The following is a 22,994-nucleotide window of genomic DNA, read 5'->3' on the forward strand; positions in this document are numbered from 1 at the left end:
GTTCGATTTTTAGCCCAATCTTGCTTCTCCGAACTACCCTCTTGTGTCACTCATCGCAACGAGTGATAATCGGGTTGTTGACTCTCCCGCCGGATTGCTCCTTCCCCGTGACTCATCGTGACGTGTCCTGACAAGGAAAGCGGAATGACGAACCCGAAACGCCTGTTCGCGTGGCTGTCGGCGGTGACGATGCTGTCGGCGAATCCGCTTCAGGCCGATGAGCCGGTCGACTACCTGAAGCAAATCAAACCCGTCCTTCAAGAACGTTGCTTTGCCTGTCATGGCGTCCTGAAACAGAAGAGCGATTTGCGGCTCGACACGGTCGCCGCCATTGTCAAAGGGGGGCGGGAAGGTCCGGGCATCGATTTGAAAAACCCCGCCGGGAGTTTGCTCGTTCAGCGGGTGACATCTAAAGACGAAACAGAACGAATGCCCCCCGAGGGAGAACCACTGACGGCCGCCCAAGTTAAATTGCTCAACATGTGGATCGCCCAAGGGGCGAAAGGCCCGCCGGACGAACAACCGGAGCGAGACCCGCGCGACCACTGGGCGTTCAAAACGCCCGTTCGTCCGGCCGTGCCGAAAGCCGCCGAGGCCGCGTGGAACCGAAATTCCATCGACGCCTTCTTGGCCGCGAAGCAGCAAAGCCTTGGCCTCAAACATCAGCCGATGGCCGACAAGCGAGTCTGGTTGCGGCGGGTTTATCTTGATCTGATCGGGTTGCCGCCGACAAGAGCGGAGATTGATGCCTTCCTCGCCGACACGTCGCCACAAGCGATGGAGAAGGTGGTTGACCGATTGTTGGAAAGCCCGCAATATGGCGAACGCTGGGGCCGGCACTGGATGGACATCTGGCGTTACAGCGATTGGTGGGGTTTGGGGGCCGAGGTTCGCAATTCACAGAAACACATCTGGCATTGGCGGGATTGGATCATCGAATCGCTGAATGCAGACAAAGGCTACGACCAAATGCTCCGCGAGATGCTCGCAGCCGATGAACTCTACCCCAACGATCTCGACAAATTGCGAGCCTCCGGGTTCCTCGCCCGACAATACTTCAAATTCAACCGGACAAGCTGGCTGGATGAAACCATTGAACACACCTCCAAGGCGATGCTCGGGCTGACGGTCAATTGCTGCAAATGCCACGACCACAAATATGACCCGATCAGCCAGATGGATTACTACCGGATGCGGGCCATCTTCGAGCCGTATCAAGTCCGCACCGATCTCTTGCCGGGGTTGACCGACATCGAAAAAGACGGCCTTCCACGGGCGTTTGATTGCAACCTCGACGCCAAAACCTTTCTCCACATCCGGGGCGACGACCGCAACCCGGACAAGAACCGCGTGATCGAGCCTATCGTGCCGGGGTTTCTCTCGGGCGCCGGGTGGAAGGTCGAAACAGTTTCCCTGCCGCCGGAAGCCTATCAACCCGGCTTGCGGCCATTCATTGTTGAAACACACATAAAAGCCGCCGAACAAAAAATCGGTGAGGCGAAAGCGGCTTTGGTCGTTGCCCGGAAAAGACTCTCGGAGGCAAAAGACGCGGGACCGGCGATTGCCAAGACACCCGACACAAAAGCCGGGCTGTCTCTGGTCAAAGACACCTTCGCGGCCGACAAGCCCGACCTGTGGACGCAAGTCGGCGGCAAGTGGGCATACGCCGGGGGCAAACTCATCCAATCGCAAGCGGGAACCACGCGGGCCGCATTGAAATTGAAGCAACAACCCCCGGAGAACTTCGAGGCGACGCTGAAGTTTCAGACCATCGGCGGCGAGATGTGGAAGTCCGTCGGCATCGTTTTCGATTCGGCCGATCCGGCGGAGTCGCTCGCCTATGCTAGTGCTTACGCCGGAGGGTCGAAGACGCAAATTTCTTACAACACCGGCGGCGGTCATGTCTATCCGGCCGACGGGTTGGAGAACCGGAAAATCGAACTGAACAAGCCATACGAAATGACGCTGCGGGTTCGCGGCTCATTGGTCAACTTGCTCATCAACGGCCAGCTATCGGTCGCGTATCGTTTGCCCGTCGCCCGTCGAAAGGGCGAATTGCAACTCATTACTTTTGACGCCAAAGCCGAGTTCACCGGCTTCGAGTTGAAGGAATTGCCCGCCGAGTTTCCGCTCGTCGAAGCCAAAGCTCCGGCGAAACCCGCTGCCGAACCGTTGAACCGCGAACAAGCTTTGCAAGCCGTCACCGTGGCTGAGAAAACCCTTGCGATGGCCGAGGCCCAACCCGCCGCGATTCGGGCGAGAGCCGCCGCCGAGCATGCGAAGTATCGGCAACCACCGGCCGAAAATGCGGCGGTATTGGCGAGAGAAGCCGTCCGATTGGAACGATTGATCGCGGTGATGAAAGCCGAATCGGATGTTGCAACCGCAGCCCCGAACAAGAAAGCGGAAGCGGAGAAAAACCTGACTGCGGCCCGCAAGCTTGTTGAAACCACGGCCGAGAATTTCACGCCGTTGATCGGGGCGATGAAGACTCTGGAGAATAATCTCGAAACCGAGGCGTCACGAAGCAAACCGTTCCCGACGACCAGCACCGGCCGACGGACGGCGTTTGCCAAATGGCTGACCGATGCGAAAAACCCGCTTCCCGCCCGCGTAGCCGTGAATCACATTTGGACGAGGCATTTCGGCAAGCCGTTGGTTCCGACCGTTTTCGATTTCGGGCGTAAGGGGACACCGCCGACTCATCCTGAACTGCTCGACTGGCTAGCCGTCGAACTTGTCGAACACCACTGGAGCATGAAGCATCTTCACCGCCTGATGGTCACTTCACAGGCTTATCAGATGACGTCATCGAGTGCCGGGGCCGCGCCGGAGATGATCGCCAAAGACCCGGACAACCGATATTACTGGCGGGCGAATCCCGTCCGCATGGAGTCCCAAGTGTTGCGGGACAGCCTGCTTCATCTGGCCGGCGAACTCGACCTCACCCGAGGCGGCCCGTCCATCCCGGCGGGAGACGAGGCTTCACGCCGCCGGAGTTTGTATTTCGTGCATTCGCACAACGAACACCAGACGTTTCTCTCCGTCTTCGATGATGCCAGCGTGCTGGACTGCTACCGCCGGGCCGAGAGCATCGTCCCGCAGCAGGCCCTCGCCCTCGAAAACAGCCAACTTGCTGCGACGATGGCCGAGAAGATATCCCGGCGCATCACGGCGATGGCCGACCACGAGTTCATCCGGGAAGCATTTTTGACGGTGCTTTGCCTTGAGCCCACCGAAGCCGAACAGACAGCGGCTGCCGAGGGATTAAAGCTTCTCGTCGAATCAGCCAAGAAGAACAACCGCCCGAATCCGGAAGCCCGTGCCCGCACCAGTTTGATTCAAGCCCTGCTCAATCACAACGATTTCGTCACTATCCGTTAGGAGTTCCCCATGACACGTCATGGTCATCGTCGGGCGTTTCTGGCCGATGTCGGCATGGGCTTCACCGGCTTGGCACTGGGGGCGATGCTGGCGAAAGACGGCATCCTCCGGGCCGAAACCCCGGCGGCCTGGCAACCGCCGAACGGGAAGCCGCATCATGCGCCGAAGGCGAAGAGCGTCGTCTGGCTGTTCATGAACGGCGGCGTCTCACACATGGAGAGCTTCGACCCCAAGCCGGAACTGACGAAATACGCCGGGAAGTCAATCGGTGAAACGCCTTTCAAAGATGTTCAAAACCCGGAGAAGCTGAAACTTGCCCGTGTCACCGTGGTCAACGACGCCAACGGCCAGCAGCGCAACAAACTCTATCCGCTACAAGTCGGTTTCCGCAAATATGGCAAGTCGGGCATCGAACTCAGCGATTGGGTTCCGCACATGGGAAGTTGCGTCGATGACATGGCGATCATCCGCTCCATGTGGACCACCGACGACAATCACGGGGCGCAAACTCAGTTTCACTCAGGTCGTCACATGCTCGACGGCGAATTCCCGACGCTCGGCGCCTGGGTGCATTACGGCCTCGGCACGCTCAACGACAACCTGCCGCAGTTCATCTCAATGGGGAACCGCGAGTATTGGAACAAAAAGGACGCCCACTACCTCGGGCCGGCGCATGATGCCATTCCCATCCGCGTCGACCCCGCCAACCCGCTCGACTTCGGCAAACCGTCCAATGGAATAGGAGCCGACGAACAGCAAATCGGCTTCGACTTGGTGGGAAAACTCAACCGGCTCAAATCAGTCGAATACCCAGACGATCCGGCGCTGATGGCCCGGATCAAAGCGTATGAACTCGCTTTTCGGATGCAAAAATCGGTTCCCGAAGTTCTCGCCTTGAAGACCGAAACAGAAGAAACGCAAAAGCTCTACGGCATCGACGACCCGGCCACCCGTGATTTCGGGATGCAAATGCTGGCCGTGCGCCGATTCATCGAAAAGGGCGTCCGCTTCATCCAAGTGCAACACGGGGCCGGCGGGGCCGGGGTGTGGGATGCCCACGGCGGGCTGAAAGCGAATCACGAAAAGAACTTCAAAGCGGTGGACAAACCCATCGCCGGATTGCTCAAAGACCTCAAGCGTCGCGGCCTGCTGGACTCTACCATCGTGCTGTTCGCCAGCGAGTTCGGCCGCACGCCCGGCACCCAAGGGGCCGACGGGCGCGACCACCACATTTACGGCTTCTCCGTCTGGATGGCCGGTGGCGGCATCAAGGGGGGAATCGTCCACGGAGCGACCGACGAGATCGGCTTCCATGCCGTCGAGAAACGTCATTACGTGACCGACATTCACGCCACCATCCTGCAACAACTCGGCTTGGATTCCCGCCGCTTGGAAGTCCCCGGCCGCAAACGGCTGGACATCGACCACGGAGCGCCAATCCGCGAGATCATTTGATAAAACCAAAGGCATTTTTTTAGCCACGGATCGAACACGGATGAAACACGGATTCGGACAAAAGACAGAAAAGAAAATCAGATAAGAGACGAAGTTTGGTTTGTCTTGTCAGTTCTTCTATCGTGTTTTGGTTTTATCTGGTTTTGGTTTTTGTCCGAATCCGTGTTTCATCCGTGTTCCATCCGTGGCTAAAAAATTCTTCTCTTCTCCATGCCAGTCCTGATCTTGACCTATTTTGCCGTTCCGGTCATGATCCCCCCAAATTGTCATGTTCTCGGAGACACGGAATGTCCGTTGCCACCCTGTTGCTCGCATTATCGATGTTGCCCGCCGCCGAGGGGGATGATCTCAAGGCCCTTGCCGGCAATTGGAAGGTTGTCGCCATCTTTGAAGAGGGAGCCGCCCTCTCGGAAAAGGAAATCGCCAGCGAACTCTTCGCGGAAGGCAAAATCTCCATCGACGGCCCGGTCATCAGCTTCCTTCCTCCGGGGGCGTTCGAGAAAAAATCGGTCGCTTTCGTCGTTGACAAGACAACAGAGCCGAAACAAATCTCTCTCGTCGGTGCAACCAAGGTAGGCACGAAGGGCATCTTCATGCACTCGGGGGACAGCTTGATGGTGTGCGTCGCCGGATTGGGCGAGAAAGAGGCCCCGAAGGAATTCGGCACCCCGAAAAACTCCGGCCGCATTCTGATGACATTCAAGCGAATCAAGGACGACGAAAAGGACGTTCCCGTTCCGCATCGCCCGGCGCCGACGGCGGTGGAGGAGAAAATTCCGGCGGCCGACCCGCTCGTCGCCCCCTATCAGGTGAAGGCCCCGGTATTTTCTCCGATCCCCCCTCCGGTCGCCCCGGTGGATGATGGCGGCAAGTTCAAGAAGATGCTCGTCGGCACCTGGGGCCATCAAACGGACGAAACCGTGACGTATATCACCCTGAATGCGGATGGTTCGTTCAGCATGTCCACCACATGGAAGCGGTCCATCAAATCGGTTTTCAAGGATGACATTCGCACCAGCGGGGAATGGAAACTCGATGACGGCGTGATTGTCGCCAAAGTTTCCACGTCCACCACGAAAGAACTTCGCGGACAGGTGTATTCCTATCGGGTGGTGCGGATTGGCGAAAGTGATCTGGTCGCCGTCGATCAAACGGGGAAATCCCGTCGGGAATGGAAGGTTCGGTAAGCGGGGCAAGCCAACAAGACCTTGACGGCCGAACTCGCCTTGCTGATTGCCATCCCTGTTTGGTATGGAGTCCTATGATGCACCGTCGGCCGGGTTCCCTCCGGTTGGCGGTTGCTCTTTCCGGGTGGTCATGTCATGAAAAAGTGGTCGGTCTGTCGGCCGTATGTTCATCTGGGTCTGGCCCTGCTGATGATCGGGCCGGCCGGTTGCAGCGGCACATCCCAAGACCGAACGCCCGTGAAGGCCGGGTTCAGCCCGGCCCGTTTGATCGATCCCGTTGCCCAGTGTGACGCGAACACGTTGTTAAACTGGGATGACCTGACCGTTATCGCGGACAAAATCAAGGAAGACCACAAGCCCAAGGTGTTGCCGCCGCAAAAGAACGTGCTGGTGATTTCCGGCGGCGGGGCTTTCGGGGCTTATCCGGCCGGTCTGTTGGTGGGCTGGACCGAGGCAGGCACCCGGCCGAATTTCGATGTGGTGACCGGCATCAGCACCGGGGCCTTGATTGCCGTGTTCGCCTTCGCGGGACCGGAATACGATCCCTTGCTGCGGCAATACTACACCAGCGTGACCAACAAAGACGTTTACAAGATGAAGAGCATCCTGCGGGGTCTGTTGTCAGAGTCGCTGGCCGATTCCACACCCATGCGGGACAAAATCGCCGAAACAACCACGCCGGAGGTCATCGCCAAAGTGGCCGCCGAACATCGCAAGGGTCGGCGGCTCTACATCGGCACGACCGATCTCGACGCCCGGCGCCCGGTCATCTGGGACATGGGGGCGATCGCCTGCGACGACACCGAGGGAGCCCGCGACCTGTTTCGCATGGTGATGCTGGCCTCCGCCTCGATCCCCGGATTCTTCCCGCCGGTTCGCATCCCGGTGACGATCAACGGTGAAAAGTTTGTGGAACGCCATGTCGATGGCGGGGTGACATCGGCGTTGTTCGTGCGGCCGCCGTGGCTGCCCCCGGAACAACGCCGTGATCCCACCAAGTCGGGTCTCTACGGGTCCAACATGTATGTGATGGTGGCGGGCAAGCTCTATGCGGATCAGGAGGAAGTCCGCTCCCGGTCGCTGGCCGTCCTTGGGTCGTCTGTTTCCACGCTGCTGTACACCCAAGCGCGAGACGAACTGTTCAAACTGTATTTTGCCAGCGCCCTGACGGGCATGAACTTCAAGCTTTCGTCCGTCCCGGAGGACGTGGAGTGCAAGATTGACAGCACGGAGTTCAACCCGGAGGCGATGAGCCGTCTGTTCGAGGAAGGGCGATCCCGCGCGAAGAGCAAAGACCTCTGGCGGACGACCCCGCCGGGTTCGCTGCCCAGGGAAGTCCCCGCATTCCGCGGCAGCATCCGGTTGGATTATCTGCCGCCGAACGACGACTCGATGTTCCTGCCGCCGGTGCCGAAACCCAAATCCGACCTGCCCACTCCGGCCAACATCCGGGAGACCTTCACGGGTGATCCGTTGATGAAGTAAGCAGGGGTTTCTTCTGGACGAATTGCCAAACTTGCGTCACGCCCGGCTACCCGCCGGGCGTTTTGCTTTCCATTGACCGGAGCAGGATCAGAAACTAATTTTGACCGCCGGGGAACCGTAGAAGAGGTTGGCGCCAAAATCTGACAATTGAAGCGTGTCAGTCCCCAACCCGCCGTCGAACTTGACACTGGAGGCGAAGATCGCCTTTTGCTCCGGTTTGGCCAGCACGTCGGACACCTTCACTGTGTCGTCTCCGACCCCGGTCTGGATCACCACGGCCCCGAGGAAGTTGGTGTGCCCCGTCCACCCGGCCAGTTGCTCGATGTTCACGGTGTCCGTCCCGCCGGACGTGTTCAGAGTGAACTTTCCGGCAAATGTGACGTCGTCGATGAGGATGAGGTCGTTTCCGCCCCCGGTTGTGATAGTGGCCGCCCCTTGAATCCTCACGGCACGCAATTCAACCGTGTTTGAGTTCGGGGCGGCGCTCGTGCTCAAGAAATTGAGTGTCTTGCCAATGCTCAGGGCGGTGCCGTTGCCAGAGTCGGCCGTCAGGGAGTTTGCGCCCGCCCCAAGTGTCAGGCTCACCGCTCCGGTAATCAGGCTGTCGTTAGTTGTGACGAATTGGAGTGAGTCCGAGCCGGCTCCGCCAATGACGGACACATTACCGACGACATTTAGTTCCGTCCCGGCGACAATGGAGCTGTTAGACCCGGCGCCGCCGGTGATCGTGATGGCGCCAAACGAGACGAGGTTGCTGTTCAACCCGAGATGAACGAGGTCGTCATTCGCCCCGCCGGTGAAATTGATCGGCCCGCCGACGAACAGACTGTCGGCGCCGATCACGTCGGTATGGTTGAACCCGGCCCCGTTGGCGACGGTCAGCGCCCCCGTGATCTTGGTCACCAATGTGGGGTCGCCGAGGTCCAGCAAATCGCTGCCGGCCCCGTTCGTCACCTTCACCGCCCCGTTGATCGTCAGAGACTTGACCGGGCTGAGATCAAACTCACTGCCGTCCGTATCCGCACCGGTCGATTGCACATAACCGCCAAGTTTCACATTCTGGGCGGTCTTCCAGTCGAGTTTGTCAAACCCCGCCCCGTTGGTGACGCTGAACACGCCTCCCACCCGCAAATCAGTTGTGGCGTTGCTGTCAATCAGGCTCCCGCCTTTGCCGTTGTTGATGGTCGTCTTCCCGAGAAAGTTCAATTCATCATTCAAGTGGATGGTGTCGAGGCCGAGGCCGTTGGTGATTGTCACATCGCCGCCGACTGTGACACCTTGTTGGAAAGTCAAAAGATTGTTGCCGTCCCCGCCGTTGATGTTCAGAAACGATGGCAGATCGATGTCCTCGGTCGCGCCGTTGAAGGTCAGCGAGTCGATGCCCGCTCCCATGTTGACGGTCACGCCGCCGGTCACTGGCGTGGTCAGCGTGTGCCCCATGAAGCCGGACACGTTCGTCCCGTTGACCCGCAGGCCGGTGCCGATGTCCGTCGTGAGCGTCAGGCGGTTGTCGGCCGTCTGGGTGACGGTCAGGGTGTTGTCGGCCGCGTCCCCCATGATCTTCAGCGTCCCGTTCATGAAGGTGACATCGACCAACCCGGCCGGGACGATCCGTTCGCCGAATTGCTCAACTCCGAGGGTGGTCTTGCGGTTGCGGGAGGCTTGCGAACGGGTCCGGGGGAAGAAAAGCATCGGAATCTCCAAAAATCGTGGCAGGGGTTGTTGGGTTCGATTTTTCAGGCACTTTGCCGTGAACGTCGAACTCTTCCCCACCCCGGACGCGCGACTTTTGGATCTGTGACCGCCAATCGGAAAAATATTTCGTGCCGTCGCGGGCACGCGGCTTGCTTCCTTTCCAAATCAAACAACCCTCGACGGGAGTCATGACATGAGCGATCCGAATCCTCGCCCGAATCCGATCAACGACCCCAAATCCATTCAAACAACCGCCGTGCCGGCTGGCGACGGCCGGGAACTCGACGAAGACGGCCATATCGACGAAGTGGCCGAGGCTTCCGAGGATTCCTTCCCGGCAAGCGACCCGCCAAGCTGGAACAGCCGTGGCCCGTCCCGTGCCGATCCTGAATCGACATGATCGCAGGCAGTTCCGGCATTTTCGGAAAGTCCGGGCGCATGAAAGGGAAATCAATTGCCGGCCGGGCACGGACCGGCAACAAACAGCTTTGCGCTTTGGGAATGAGTGCGATGGACCGAAACAAAAGGCAATGGTCTGAAGTGATTCGTCACAGCGGTTATGGCTAAGTTCAAGTTTCTGTGGCGGCTGGAAGCCAGACTGCGGGAAGTAGTTGAGGCACTCGGCCGGTCGGCGTCACCGGTCGAACAGGGTCTTCGGCAGAGCTTTTTGGAGCATGTCGAACCCTTTCCGTGAAATATCCGAGCCAATCAGGGAGAGTGTTTCCAATTTTTTGAAGGCGGCGAGGTCGGGGATGGCGTCGTCGGAGATTGGCGTGAACACGATGCTCAAGGCTTTTAGTTCCGCCAGACCGGCGAGCGTCTTGAGGCCGTCGTCCGTGATTTTGGTATGGCCGATATCCAGATCGATCAATTTTTTGAAGCCGGCGATGGTCTTGAGGCTGGTGTCCGTGATTTTGGTGTGACCGACGTTTAGGGACTCGAGCGCCGTCAGGCCGGCGAGGTGCGCGAGGCCGTCGTCGGTGATTTCGGTCAAAAAGATGTTGAGGGTGTTGAGCTTGTCCAGTCCGGCCAGGTGCTTCAGGCCGTCGTCCGAGATCGCCGCCTGGACCAGCGTGAGGGCTTCCAACGACTTGAGGGCCGCCAATTCTTTCAGTCCGGCGTCGTCCATCCGCGCGAACATCAGGTTGAGTTCGGTCAGTTTCTTGCACCGGGCCACCTCTTTAAACTCGGCGGCGGTCAGTTGGTTGCGGGCCATCAGAAGCCCGGTCAGTTCCGGCAGTTCGGCCAGGTGCTTCAGCCCGGCCGCCGTCACCCGCGTCGAGCCGAGGTCCAGCCAGGCGAGTTTCGGGAACTGGCTCAAATGGGCGAGTCCGGTGTCCGACAGGCGGGAAAAGGTCAGGTGGAGAGCCGTCAGTTTCTTGAGGGGGGCGAGGTGTTTCAACCCGGTGTCGGTGAACAGCGTCCCGTTCAGCACCAGCGTCGTAAGACTTTCCATGCGGGCGATGACTTTCAGGCCGTCATCCGTCACCCCCGTCGCCGCCACGTCCAGCGTGGCGAGGGCCGGCAGGTCGGCCAGATGAGCCAGCCCGGCGTCAGTGACCTTCGACTGCGTGAGGTCGATGCCCGCGAGCCGCTTGTGGCCGGCGAGGCCTTTCAGTTCGGCGTCGCCGACGTGTTCATTCGCCAGATTGAGGTATGTCAGCATCGGAAAGGCGGCCGCCAGTTTCAAATTGTCCGCCGTGACTTCGGCCTTCGCGAAGTTCAGGCCGAAAGGCTGTTGCGGCGCCGGCAACTTGGCCAGGCGCTCCCCCGCGAGGCCTTCCCCCGAGAACGACCACATGGCCCCCGGCGACGCCTTGTACGCCGGGAACCAGACACCGGAGCCGTCCTTGACGATCCATGTAAAGTTGAAACCGGCGTCTTTCCACGCGGTCAATAATTCCTTCGGCGGGTCCGGCGGCACAACCAGCTTGGTCGGCTCACAGCGGCCGAGGCCGGGCAGGGCGAGCAAACAAACAGTAACGAGGGATGTTCGCAACATGGCGTGCTTTCAATTGCGCGTGACGGGAACCCAGAGATGATTTAGCGGGTGCGGGCGGGGGCGTCATGCGGCCAAAATCGCCGGTTCGCACCCCAACACGGCTCTGGCTGAAAATGCTTGTTACTTCCCGAGTTAGAACTCACCTTTGTGTGCCGTGCCTTTTCCGAGCGTGAAGCGTCACTGACGCTTCACGCTCGGAAAAGGCACGATACCCGGCATGACACGATTCCGGTCAAAAGTTAATAACCAATTCCGGCCATATGCTTGGTGTGCGCCTGCCCCGGGCGGGCATTCTTTCGCCGCCTCAATTTCTCCGCCAATTCTCAACTAAAAACGTCGTCTAAACTCCCGGCGTGTGCCGCGAAAACGTGAGAATGAGATTCCTCGCCCTCTGGTTCGGTGATACATTATCGGGGAAGTTGTCGTACTCGCTCCATGACACCTTCAGACAATTGACCGCCTTTTACTGAATTCCCGCTTTCTTGCTCCATTGCAGGCAATCAGAACATGAAGTTGACTGACACTCTCTCGCCTGTCCTGAACCACGATGCCTCCGCGAAGAGGAAAAACCGGAACAATCATCGTTCCCGGTTGATGATTGACACGCTGGAAGACCGCACCGTCCCTGCCGGGCTGGCCGATCCGAGTACGGTGATCGATTATCCTAACTATCGCGTGTACGCGGCTTCCGGTTCGGTGACGGGCGACGTGGTCCAGATGGGCGAGGCCGACACCCCGGCGGGGGCTTCTTCACCACCGACCAGCGCCAAAACACCCGTTCAAATCCGCAAAGCCTACGGACTCGACACCATCTTGTTTGGCGGCGTCACCGGAGACGGCGCCGGCCAGACGGTCGCGATCGTTGACGCCTATGACGATCCGAACATCCTCGCCGACCTGACCACCTTTAGCGCCCAATACGGCCTGCCGTCGCCGACGGCCGCGAATTTCTCCAAGGTAAACCAGAGCGGCGGATCCACGGCGGGCATGGCGACCAACTCCGGATGGGCGGGTGAAATCTGCCTCGATGTCGAATGGGTTCACGCCATCGCCCCCCAGGCGAAGATTCTGCTGGTCGAGGCCAATGACAGCTTTAGCAGTAGCCTGAACGTGGCTGTCAATTACGCCAAAAGCGTGGCCGGGGTATCAGTCGTTTCCATGAGTTACGGCGGGGACGAGTATGACGGCGAGAACTCGGCCGACTCGACGTTCACATCGCTCTCGAACCACCCGGTCACTTTTATCGCATCCACCGGAGATGTCGGCGGGATTGTCGAACAGCCGTCGGTTTCCCCGAACGTGCTGGCCGTCGGCGGGACCAGTCTCTTCGCCAGTTCCGCCGGTGTTTACAGTTCGGAATCGGCTTGGGACGGCACCGGGGGCGGGATCAGCGCGTATGAAGCCAAACCGAGCTTTCAAAACAGCGTCACGACCCCAAGTTCGAGCATGCGGACGGTCCCCGATGTGTCCTTCGACGCCGACCCCAACACAGGCGTCGCCGTGTGCGATTCATTCAACGGAGGCTCCAGTCCGTGGTATCAGTTCGGCGGCACCAGTTTCTCGGCTCCCTCGTGGGCGGCGATGATTGCCATCGCCAACGAGGGCCGGGTCTTGAGCGGCAAGACTCCGCTCAACGGCCGGGCCGACACGCTTCCGAAACTGTATACCATGTCCGCCGCCAACTTCCACGACGTCACCACCGGGTCCGCCGGGTCGTTCAACGCCGCGGCCGGGTATGACCTGACCACCGGACGCGGTTCTCCCCGCGCCAGTTTGATCGTTTCGGCCCTCAATGATGGCGACACGCCGCCGCCCCCTTCCAATGTCGTCTTCGTGAACTCCAAGACGGCCTCTTACATCGAGCCGGACGGGGACAAAGTCACCGTGACATTCACCAAACCCATCCTGACCGCCGCGAACGTCGGCACCATCGTGTCGGCCGCCAAGGTTGGGACGAGCGGATACCAGTTACAGGCGATCAATCTTTCCGGCCTGACCGCCGCCGCCGGAACGAACATCACCGTCGCCGCCAAACGAACGCTCGCGAATTCGGACGGGCTGGCGACCGTTGGCCTCATTGACGCATCCGGAATCGACCTCGGAACGGTGACGGTCGGCGGAGATCTCGGGAAGATTCTGGCGGGCGACACCACCACCAAAACGGCCGGCATCGGCGCTCTGAGCGTCGCCTCCCTCGGCCGCATCGGAACCAACTCGCAGGCCGCCGGGGGTAATCTTTCCAGCGCCGTCACCGGGGCGCTGAAGACCCTGACCGTCAAAACCGATATCGCCACCGGAGCTTCTCTGAATGTCAGCGGAGCCACCAGCGCCGACGGCTATCTCACCACACTCACGGTAAGCGGGAACCTGAACGGCAGCCTGACCCTGAGCGGCAAACTGGGAACGGCGAATATCCTGGGAGACCTCAAGGGAAGCGTGTTCACTTCGGACAGCGTCACCACTCTTCATGTCGCCGGTTCCCTCAACGGCCAGAACAACTTCGGCTCGATTCAGGTTCTTGGAAACGCGACCACCATCTCCATCGGCGGCAGCATCATCGGCGGCTCCGGGGTTAGCTTCGCCGGGGCGATCAAAGTCTCCGGAAACCTGACGACCCTGACCGTCGGGCGGGACATCATCGGCGGCTCGGCAACGGCGGCGAGCCAGAACGTCAGCAACAGCGGATCAGTCGCCGTCGGGGGCCACTTGGGCACGGTGACCGTGGGCGGATCGCTCATTGCCGGGTCTTCAAACGGCTACACGTCCGACACCCTGACGGGAACCGGTTCGATTGAAAGCAACACCGACATCGGCTCCCTGACCATCAAGGGGGATGTGATCGGCCGCTCGGTCGGGGCCGTGATCTCCGCCCAAAAACAACTGGTTCCGGCGGGCAAGACACTTTTGACGGACTTGGCCATCGGTACCCTGTCGATCTGGGGGAACATTGAGAATTCCTACATCAAAGCCGGTTATGACTGGAACGGAATCGCAACCAACGGCAGCGCCCAAATCGGGACGGTCAACCTGCGCGGAGACTGGCGCCAAAGCAGCCTCCTCGCCGGCACGGACATGACGAGACAGGCCATCGTAAACCGTGCCAACGCAAACGCCCTCTCCAAAGTCAGCCTCATCACCATTGGCGGCCAGATGATCGGCGACACCTCGGCCAGTGTGTCCTACGGCATCACGGCCCAAAGCATTGTCGCCATGAAGATCGCTGGTCAATCCTTGGGGTTGCTCAAGGGGGAGCACAACGACAATCTGAGCATCGGCTTTTACGGCAATATGAAAGTGATTGAATTGTGACGGGCGCAAGCCATATCCGGCGTCTCGTCTTTTTCTTAAAGATGCCGTGATCGCCTGAATGATCTCGGGCCTGGCCAATAAAACCTTCCGTCCAGACGCCCCGGCCATTTGCAGGTGATGAAACAGCCGTCGATCAGTGATCGATTGCCGCATGAAACCAGCAATCATCATTTTTCGTTCGCATTTCCATGCGGCACATTTTGAAAAAATGTCCAATCATTTGAAAAGCAAGCCGCCAACCACCCGGCGCTTTGTTTTGAGATTGATTCTCTCCATCACGAGCCGGCACACCATGAAACGCACGAGAGTTCTTTCCTCAACCCGGAATCATGTTCAGAACATGCGGGGAAACGCAAAAAAGCATCAGTCTCGGTTGATGATCGAATCACTGGAAGATCGCACCGTTCCCGCCGTCCTGACCAGCGGGGACACCATGTTGGTTCATCCGGACTACCAAGTGTTCGGCAGTTCGGCCCCGGCGACGGGCGATGTGGTTCAGATGGGCGAAACCGTCACCCCGGCCGGATCGGTTTCGCCGGTCGCCACTTCCAAAACACCTTCTCAAATCATCAAAGCCTACGGGCTTGGCAACATCGTCTTTGGCGGCATCACGGCTGACGGCGCCGGCCAGACGGTTGCGATTGTCGATGCCTACGACGACCCGAACATTCTCGCCGACTTGACGACCTTTAGCGCCCAATACAACCTTCCGGCCCCGACCGCTTCCAACTTTGTGAAGGTGAGCCAAACAGGGGGATCAACGACGGGCCTGGCAACCGACGCCGGATGGGCGGGCGAAATCTGTCTGGACGTTGAATGGGTTCACGCCATTGCCCCCCAGGCGAAGATCATGCTGGTCGAGGCGACCAACAATCAGAATGTCAATCTCCAGGCGGCGGTCAAATATGCCAGGAGCGTATCCGGCGTTTCGGTCGTTTCCATGAGTTATGGCGGGAACGAGTTCAGCACGGAAAGCTCATACGACAGCGTTTACACGTCGCTGGCCAACCATCCGGTCACCTTTATCGCATCGACGGGGGACACGGGCGGGATCGTGGAGCAACCCTCGGTGTCCCCGAATGTGCTGGCGGTCGGCGGCACCAGCCTCTACCTCACCGGAACCGACGATTACGATTCCGAAGCCACTTGGGGAGTCTACTCCATTCCAAGTGATGTTGAAGGAACTGGCGGGGGTGTCAGCCAATATGAAGCCAAGCCAAGCTATCAACACAGTGTCACGACTCCCAGCGCAACAAAGCGAACGGTCCCGGACGTGGCCTTTGACGCCGATCCCGACACGGGTGTCGCCGTGTGCGATTCATTTAACGGAGGCGCGACGCCGTGGTATCAATTCGGCGGCACCAGCTTTTCCGCACCCTCCTGGGCGGCGACGATTGCCATTGCCAATGAAGTCAGGGCGATCAGCGGCAAAGCGCCTCTCAACGGACGGGCTGACACGCTGCCAAAACTTTACTCCATGCCCGCCGCCAATTTCAACGATATCACCTTGGGATCGGCCGGTCACTTTACCGCCGGAACGGGCTATGACCTCACCACCGGGCGAGGCTCTCCCACCGGGAGTCCGCTGATCTTCGCGCTCAATGACAACGCCCAGCCCTTGTCCGCCGATGCGACATTCGTGAACTCCAAGACGGCCAGTTACATTGAGCCGGACGGGGACAAAGTCACCGTGACATTCACCAAACCCATCCTGACACTGGCCAACGTCTCCTCCATTTTTGAGACCGCCAAAGTCGGAACGGGCTATCAACTCCAAGAGATCAATCTCAATAACCTGGCGGCGGCCGCCGGGACAAACATCACTGTCACCACCAAACGAACATTCGTAAATTCGGACGGACTGGCAACCATCGGCGCCATCGACGCCACGGGCATCGATCTCGGAACCGTCTCGATTGTCGGCGATCTCGGGAAGATTCTGGCGGGGGACGTCACCACCCAGACGGCTGGCATCGGTGCCCTGAGCGTCGCCTCCCTCGGCCGCTACGGGACTGACTCGCAGGCCGCCGGGGGCGATCTTTCCAGCGCCGTCACCGGGGCGTTGAAGACCCTGACCGTCAAAACTGATATCGCCTCCGGTGCATCTCTGAACATCAGCGGGGGCACCGGCACTGACGGCAACATCACCACGCTCATGGTAAGCGGGAACTTGAACGGCAGCCTGTCCCTGACCGGCAAACTGGGAACGGCGAATATCTTGGGCGATCTCAAGGGGAATGTGTTCGCCTCGGACAGCATCACCACTCTTCACGTCACCGGTTCCCTCAGCGGCCAGAACCAGCATGGAACCATCCAGTCGCTCGGAAACGTGACCACCATCTCCATCGGCGGCAGCATCATCGGTGGCGATGGCGTCAGCCTGGCCGGGGCGATCAAAATTTCCGGCAACCTGACGACATTGACCGTCGGGCGGGACATCATCGGCGGATCGGCAACGGCGGCGAGCCAGAACGTCAGCAACAGCGGATCGGTCGCCGTCGGAGGCCACTTGGGCACGATGACCGTGGGCGGTTCGCTGATCTCCGGGGCCTATAACGGTTACACAAACGCCAATCTCACGGGGACCGGTTCGATTGAAAGCAACACGGATATCACCACCCTGACCATCAAAGGGGATGTGATCGGCCGCTCGGTCCCGGCGGTGATTTCCGCTCAAAAGCAACTGGTTCCGACAGGCAAAACGCTTCTGACGGACTTGGCCATCGGCACCCTGTCGATCCGCGGCAACCTTGAGAATGCCAACATTTTGGCCGGTTACGACTGGAACGGAAACGCGGCGAACGGCAGCGCCCAAATCGGCACCCTCAGCCTGGGGGGAGACTGGTATCAAAGCAACCTCCTCGTCGGCGTGGACACGACGGGACTGGCCATCGCAAACCGCGACAACCAAACTGCCTTGTCCAAAGTCAGCCTCATCACCGTCGGCGGCCAGATGATCGGCGACACGACGGCCGCTACCTATCTGATCTCGGCCCAGAATATCGTCGCGATGAAGATCGCCGGTCAATCCCTCGGACTGACCACGGGGGCACACAATGACAATCTGAGCCTCGGCTTCTACGGCAACATGCGGTTGATCGAAGTGTGAACGGACGGGGCCGCTTCCATGAACTCATGAGAGAACAGTCGGCAATCAACCGGCGGCCCAACCGATTGTCCGGGTGATGGCTCGCTTCCAATTTGCTTGCAATTCCCGCACTTGGTCCGCTGGCATTCGTGGTTCAAACCGGCGTTCCACGCGGTATTGCGAGGCCAGTTCGTCCGTTGTTTTCCAAAAACCGGTGGCCAGACCCGCCAGACAGGCGGCGCCGAGGGCGGTTGTCTCCGTCACGGCGGGCCGGGCGACCGGGATGCCGAGCAGGTCGGCTTGGAATTGCATGAGCAAGTCGCTTTTGGAGGCCCCGCCGTCCACCCGGAGTTCCGTCGGCGGTTGTCCGGCATCGGCTCGCATGGCTTCCAGCAGTTCGGCCGATTGAAACGCGATTGATTCCAGCGCCGCCCTCGCGATGTGGCCGCCTGTTGTTCCTCGGGTGACGCCAAACAGCGAACCTCGGGCGTGCGGGTTCCAATGGGGCGCGCCCAATCCGGTGAACGCGGGGACCAGATACACACCGCCATTGTCGGGGACGGTGGTCGCCAGAGTGTTTACTTCCTCGGATGTTCGGATGATTTTCAACCCGTCGCGAAGCCATTGGATAACGGCTCCGGCCACAAAAACCGAGCCTTCGAGGGCGTAGGTGGTCCGGTCGTCGATCTTCCAAGCCACCGTGGTCAGTAATTGATTGCGGGAGACGGAGGGCGTTTCACCGGTGTTCTGCAACATGAAACACCCGGTTCCGTAGGTGTTTTTCGTCAGTCCGGGGGCAAAGCATCTTTGGCCAAACAACGCCGCCTGTTGGTCCCCGGCGATTCCCGCGAGCGGAACACCCTTCAAGCCCACTGATTGAATGTCACCATAGACCTCGCTGGAAGCCCGCACTTCGGGGAGCATCGATTCGGGGACATCGAACAGTTTCAACAGTTCATCATCCCACCGTCCCGTGTGAATGTTGAACAGCATGGTCCGGGAGGCGTTGCCGGCGTCGGTGATGTGCAACCGGCCGCCCGTCAACTTCCAAGCCAGCCAGGTGTCGATGGTTCCAAAGGCAAGCCGCCCGGTCTCGGCCTTCCGGCGGGCATCGGGCACATGCTCCAGAATCCAGGCGATTTTGCTGGCCGAGAAATAGGCATCGATCAACAAGCCGGTGCGTGATTGGATGAGTCCGGCGTGGCCTTCCTCCCGAAGGCGGTCGCAATAGACGGCCGTGCGGCGATCCTGCCAGACAATGGCGGGGCCGACCGGGATGCCGGTCTCGCGGTCCCAGACGACGGTGGTTTCCCGCTGATTGGTGATGCCGACGGCCGCCAAGTCTTTCGCCTCGATTCTCGCCCGGCTCATCGCCTCGATCGCCACGCCGATCTGGGCGGACCAAATTTCGTCCGCATCGTGTTCAACCCAGCCGGGTTTTGGGAATTGTTGGGTAAATTCCTTCTGAGCAATCGCCCGGACGCCCCCTTCCGCGTCGAAAATGATCGCCCGCGCGCTAGTGGTGCCTTCGTCGAGCGCCAAAATGTGACGCATGAAAATCTCCGGAGAGTGCCGGGCGGCCCGATCATTAGAACATTCGTCAACTTCACGAAAGTCAGTCTTTCGCGAGGTTTGACAAGCGGCACGACCCGAAAGTTATGTTGTATTCATCAATTAGGACCGCCCGGAATCCGTGTTCCTGGCCGGAAGGTTGGACAAGCGGCCGATCATGGGTTAGCATCTAATTAGCGTCACACGCCCGCGTTCGTCACCCCCGGACCACTCACACGGCCGAGAGTCAGGCTGCGCCAAGTCAATGAGTTTCATCCGCGAAGCCGACGAGGAGCCAATCCCCGGTTACCGCCTGATCCGCCCGTTGGGATCCGGAGGCTTTGGGGAGGTATGGCTGTGCGAAGCGCCCGGCCAGATCATGAAGGCCATCAAATTCGTGTTCGGCAGTCTGGACGCCTCCGCGACCGGAGACGGCCGGGCTCGACAGGAATTCCACGCCATTCAGCGAGTGAAGGAGGTTCGCCACCCCTTCGTCCTCTCCATCGAGCGGATTGACATCCTCGATGGCGAAGTGGTGATGGTGATGGAGCTGGCCGAGAAGAGCCTGCACGACGTGCTTCAGGAAGCCCGCACCGCCGGACAGCCGGGCATTCCGAGGGACAAACTCCTCAAATACATGGCTGACACCGCCGAGGGGTTGGATTACCTCAGCGAAGCGCACAACGTCATGCACATGGATGTGAAGCCCCGAAACCTGTTCCTCATCGGGGATCACGTCAAGGTGGCGGATTTTGGCCTGGCCCGGCATCTGGAGCGCCAGAGTTCCTCCGGCATCCTCGCCGGCATTTCGCCGCAGTATGCCGCCCCGGAGACGTTTACCTCCCGGATCACCAAGCACAGCGATCAATACAGCGTCGCCATCGTTTACATGGAGATGCTGACCGGCCGGCGCCCCTTCAACGGGAAGACGATCCGCGAACTGGCCCTTCAGCACATGAACGTGGAGCCTGACCTCTCCCCATTGCCGGAGCGGGACCGGCGGGCGGTTTATCGGGCGCTTTCCAAAGACCCGTTCAAGCGGTTTCCCAATTCCCGGCAATTCATCGAAGCCCTCAGCGGCATGTCCGGCGGCGGCCTTCCCGTTTATGCGATCGCCGAGGATGTGTCGTCCAAAGAACTCGACCCGGAATCGGCGGTGCTTCCCGCGACCAAGTTCGGGGGCATCGATGCCAGCGTCGATCCCGAGGAACTCCGGGCGACGCTGCACCTGCCCCCGGCCGGGGAAAAGCCCCCCAAGCCCGTTCTGGACCCGGTCAGCCCGCCCAAGCCCGTCATTGAGCCGGTGAAGACCAAGGCGGAACCGGCGAAGCCGCGATTGGAATCGATTAAATCCCTTCCGGCCATTGAGCCGATCGAACCGAGCAAGGTCGAATACAGCCAGCAGGTCAATTTTGATTTTCCGGTCGCCGGGGACGTGCTTCGCCCCACCATCATCATTGGCTACGGAAGTTTCGGATTGGCATGCCTGAGGGAACTTCGGAGTCGGCTGACCGACCGCCTCGGGGATCTTCGGCAAATTCCCATGTTCCGCTTCATGTATGCGGACGCGGACCCGGATGCGAAGACCGTCGGAATGGCCGGTTCCCCCGACCGCGCCCTGGCGGCCGATCAGATTTTCCCGACGCCGCTGCAACCGATCACCCGTTACCGCAAAGGGGCCTTGGAGCTTCTTTCCGAGTGGATGCCGCGTGAAAAGCTGCATGCGATTCCGCGCACGATGAATCCCCAAGGTTCGCGGGCGCTGGGGCGACTGGCGTTCACGGAAAACTACCTGCGGTTCGTCACCCGGTTGCGCCGGGAAATCGAACTGGCCACCCATCCGGAATCGCTGACATTATCTGGCGATCATTCCGGGTTGCCCGTGCGGGATCATCGTCCCCGGATATTTGTCCTGTGCGCGGCTGGCGGGGCCTCCTCCGGAGCGCTCCCGGACATCGGGTATTCCATCGCCAAGTTGTTTGGCCAGTTGAAATTGCCGGTCGCCGTTCACGCGATGCTCTTTCTCGGCTCTCCGGCCGATCCGACCACCCCGCCGGACGAGTGTGCGAATGTCTACGCCACGCTGAGCGAACTGAATCACTATGCGGACGAGACGATCACCTTCCAATCCCGCTATGGCGGGCCGGACGGGCCGCAGGTGGAATCACAGGACCGGCCGTTTTCCTCAATCTACCTGATCCAACGCGGGGCCCGCGGCCCGACGGCCGTTTCCGAATGCGCCGAACGACTGGCTTCCTATCTGACGCTGGACCTCACCACGCCGATGGGCGCGGATCTGGATCGCTCGCGGGCCATCAACTCCGGGGAAGTCTTCCGTAGTTTCGGCACCGGCGGCCTCTGGTATCCGCGCGGCTTGCTCCTCCGGGCGGCTTCCCGCATGGTGGGCGAGCGCATGATTCAGATCTGGCAATCACAGGCGTCGGCGGTCTCTCCGGCGGTGGCCGAGTTTTGCCATCGGGTCATTAGCGACCCGAATTTGAAACCCGAGCGAGTCAGCGTCCAGATTGAAGAGGCGATCCGCACGGTCGAGGCCGTGCCGGGGGATCAGGTGACCGGATTGCTCGGAAACCTGGAGCAAAAAATCGATGTCGGCGGGGCGACGGGGGTGTGGGCCCGCGAGGCGTTCGACGCCGTGATGAATCTGGTCGGCGTGAAAGGATCTCGCGATCCCGCCGACGCTGTGCGAACGGGGAAGCTGACCAAGGCCTATGTGACGGCCGTGAACAACCTCGGCGACCGCTGGCTGAAAGTGGTGGCTCGGGAGGCCGTGGGGCTGATCGAGAAACCGGGCCGCCGGGTGGCCGCCGCCGAGGGGGCGCTTGGCCGTCTGGCCGAGTATTGCGAACGGACCGAGAACGACATTCTGCGCGGCTCGGCCGAGTTCACCCGCCGCAGCGAACAGGCGTTTGCCGTCGCCCGCGCCGCCGCCGAGGTGTGTTATGTCGGCGGCGGGTTCAGCCTCTTTGGCAATCGCGATCAAAAGAACATGCGGGCATTGCTGGCGGCTCTTTCCAATTACGCCCAGCAGCGCACTCAGGAGGAAACACACGCGGGGGTGATTCGCTTCTTCCGCAAGGTGAAAGCCGGCCTTGAGGACAAGCAACGGGATCTGTCGATTTGTCGTCAACGCCTGAGCAACTTGAAGCAAGCCTTGGAAATCCCGGAAACCGGCGGGGCGTCCTGTTACGGGGAATCCCCCATCGTGCAAATCCTCCTGCCCGACGGCGGCGAGGAAATCGAATGGGCCGCCAAGCGATTTGTCGAGGTGGTGAAGCCCGTCCATGTCGAGGCGCTGGATCAGACCCTCCAGTCGCTGGTGCTGGAACCCCGAGGCGGCTTGTTTGCGGTGTGTCAGAAATCCGGCGAATATATCCAGGAATTGGCCGAGCCGCTGATCGACCAGACGGCCGCCTATCTCGGAACGCTGTTGCCCGTCAATGACGTGGCCGAGTTCGCCAAATATCTCTCGCGGGATTGGGACCAGCGGTTGAAGAAAGCCCGCGACCGCGCGACCCCCACAGTGACCGGCCACACGGAAAACGAGCGGGCGTATCTTGTTGTTCCCGAGACGGCCGCCGGGGAACAGGTGGCGATCAGCCTCGGGCTTGATCCCCGGCGCGTGACGCTGTTGCGGTCTTCCCGCTCCAATGAAATCGTGTTTGTCCGCGAAGTGATGCTGAAACTCGCGGATGTCCGCGAGACGCTGCATTATTGCCGGGAAGCCTACGAAGAACGAGTCAACCGCCCGGCCGCCTCCCCTCATGCGAGATTTGATGTCGTCGAATGGGTTCCGCTGGACGTCTGATCAACATCCGCG

The 22,994-nt window shown here is 60.1% G+C and carries 11 protein-coding genes; 8 read left to right on the plus strand and 3 right to left on the minus strand.

Features of this window, described 5'->3' with window-relative positions:
- Positions 1-144: 144 nt before the first annotated feature.
- The 4 genes from BGIM_RS0117965 (at position 145) to BGIM_RS51070 (ending at position 7,511) form a co-directional block, all read left to right on the plus strand.
- Positions 145-3,384 carry a PSD1 and planctomycete cytochrome C domain-containing protein gene (locus tag BGIM_RS0117965; RefSeq protein WP_020471127.1) on the plus strand — a complete coding sequence of 1,080 codons (3,240 nt, stop codon included), beginning with the start codon at positions 145-147 and terminating at the stop codon, positions 3,382-3,384.
- A 9-nt stretch (positions 3,385-3,393) separates the two neighbouring features.
- Positions 3,394-4,839 carry a DUF1501 domain-containing protein gene (locus BGIM_RS0117970; protein ID WP_020471128.1) on the plus strand — a complete coding sequence of 482 codons (1,446 nt, stop codon included), beginning with the start codon at positions 3,394-3,396 and terminating at the stop codon, positions 4,837-4,839.
- Positions 4,840-5,126: 287 nt separating this feature from the next.
- Positions 5,127-6,026 carry a TIGR03067 domain-containing protein gene (locus tag BGIM_RS0117975; RefSeq protein ID WP_020471129.1) on the plus strand — a complete coding sequence of 300 codons (900 nt, stop codon included), beginning with the start codon at positions 5,127-5,129 and terminating at the stop codon, positions 6,024-6,026.
- Between the two features lie 135 nt (positions 6,027-6,161).
- Complete coding sequence (locus tag BGIM_RS51070) at positions 6,162-7,511, plus strand: patatin-like phospholipase family protein (RefSeq protein WP_020471130.1); 1,350 nt, start codon at positions 6,162-6,164, stop codon at positions 7,509-7,511.
- Positions 7,512-7,598: 87 nt separating this feature from the next.
- On the opposite strand, the gene BGIM_RS0117985 is transcribed toward BGIM_RS51070, so the two are convergent.
- The gene (locus tag BGIM_RS0117985; protein ID WP_157369188.1) at positions 7,599-9,203 is read right to left on the minus strand and encodes a beta strand repeat-containing protein; all 1,605 of its coding nucleotides are present in this window, start codon (positions 9,201-9,203) and stop codon (positions 7,599-7,601) included.
- Positions 9,204-9,399: 196 nt separating this feature from the next.
- Here BGIM_RS0117985 and BGIM_RS0117990 point away from each other — a divergent pair, with 196 nt between their 5' ends.
- On the plus strand, positions 9,400-9,606 hold the full coding sequence (locus BGIM_RS0117990) for a hypothetical protein (protein ID WP_020471132.1): 207 nt from the start codon (positions 9,400-9,402) through the stop codon (positions 9,604-9,606).
- Between the two features lie 234 nt (positions 9,607-9,840).
- Here the strand turns inward: BGIM_RS0117990 and BGIM_RS0118000 are convergent, their stop codons facing one another.
- Entirely contained in the window at positions 9,841-11,208 is a 1,368-nt protein-coding gene (locus tag BGIM_RS0118000; RefSeq protein WP_020471134.1) for a hypothetical protein, read from the minus strand.
- Positions 11,209-11,715: 507 nt separating this feature from the next.
- On the opposite strand from BGIM_RS0118000, the gene BGIM_RS57765 reads away from it, so the two are divergent.
- On the plus strand, positions 11,716-14,517 hold the full coding sequence (locus BGIM_RS57765) for a S53 family peptidase (RefSeq protein WP_020471135.1): 2,802 nt from the start codon (positions 11,716-11,718) through the stop codon (positions 14,515-14,517).
- 292 nt (positions 14,518-14,809) lie between these two features.
- Positions 14,810-17,626 carry a S53 family peptidase gene (locus BGIM_RS57770; protein WP_238537671.1) on the plus strand — a complete coding sequence of 939 codons (2,817 nt, stop codon included), beginning with the start codon at positions 14,810-14,812 and terminating at the stop codon, positions 17,624-17,626.
- A gap of 45 nt (positions 17,627-17,671) precedes the next feature.
- On the opposite strand, the gene glpK is transcribed toward BGIM_RS57770, so the two are convergent.
- Positions 17,672-19,159, minus strand: coding sequence for a glycerol kinase GlpK (gene glpK / locus BGIM_RS0118015; RefSeq protein WP_020471137.1), 1,488 nt, complete (start codon positions 19,157-19,159; stop codon positions 17,672-17,674).
- 262 nt (positions 19,160-19,421) lie between these two features.
- Here glpK and BGIM_RS0118020 point away from each other — a divergent pair, with 262 nt between their 5' ends.
- Positions 19,422-22,982 carry a protein kinase domain-containing protein gene (locus tag BGIM_RS0118020; RefSeq protein ID WP_029630151.1) on the plus strand — a complete coding sequence of 1,187 codons (3,561 nt, stop codon included), beginning with the start codon at positions 19,422-19,424 and terminating at the stop codon, positions 22,980-22,982.
- Positions 22,983-22,994 lie beyond the last annotated feature (12 nt).

The sequence above is a fragment of the Zavarzinella formosa DSM 19928 genome (genome assembly GCF_000255705.1).
GTDB lineage: Bacteria > Planctomycetota > Planctomycetia > Gemmatales > Gemmataceae > Zavarzinella > Zavarzinella formosa.

Coding starts and splice junctions, on each gene's coding strand:
- BGIM_RS0117965 (WP_020471127.1), top strand. CDS start 145: ATGACGAACCCGAAACGCCTGTTCGCGTGGCTGTCGGCGGTGACGATG.
- BGIM_RS0117970 (WP_020471128.1), top strand. CDS start 3,394: ATGACACGTCATGGTCATCGTCGGGCGTTTCTGGCCGATGTCGGCATG.
- BGIM_RS0117975 (WP_020471129.1), top strand. CDS start 5,127: ATGTCCGTTGCCACCCTGTTGCTCGCATTATCGATGTTGCCCGCCGCC.
- BGIM_RS51070 (WP_020471130.1), top strand. CDS start 6,162: ATGAAAAAGTGGTCGGTCTGTCGGCCGTATGTTCATCTGGGTCTGGCC.
- BGIM_RS0117985 (WP_157369188.1), bottom strand. CDS start 9,203: ATGCTTTTCTTCCCCCGGACCCGTTCGCAAGCCTCCCGCAACCGCAAG.
- BGIM_RS0117990 (WP_020471132.1), top strand. CDS start 9,400: ATGAGCGATCCGAATCCTCGCCCGAATCCGATCAACGACCCCAAATCC.
- BGIM_RS0118000 (WP_020471134.1), bottom strand. CDS start 11,208: ATGTTGCGAACATCCCTCGTTACTGTTTGTTTGCTCGCCCTGCCCGGC.
- BGIM_RS57765 (WP_020471135.1), top strand. CDS start 11,716: ATGAAGTTGACTGACACTCTCTCGCCTGTCCTGAACCACGATGCCTCC.
- BGIM_RS57770 (WP_238537671.1), top strand. CDS start 14,810: ATGAAACGCACGAGAGTTCTTTCCTCAACCCGGAATCATGTTCAGAAC.
- glpK (WP_020471137.1), bottom strand. CDS start 19,159: ATGCGTCACATTTTGGCGCTCGACGAAGGCACCACTAGCGCGCGGGCG.
- BGIM_RS0118020 (WP_029630151.1), top strand. CDS start 19,422: ATGAGTTTCATCCGCGAAGCCGACGAGGAGCCAATCCCCGGTTACCGC.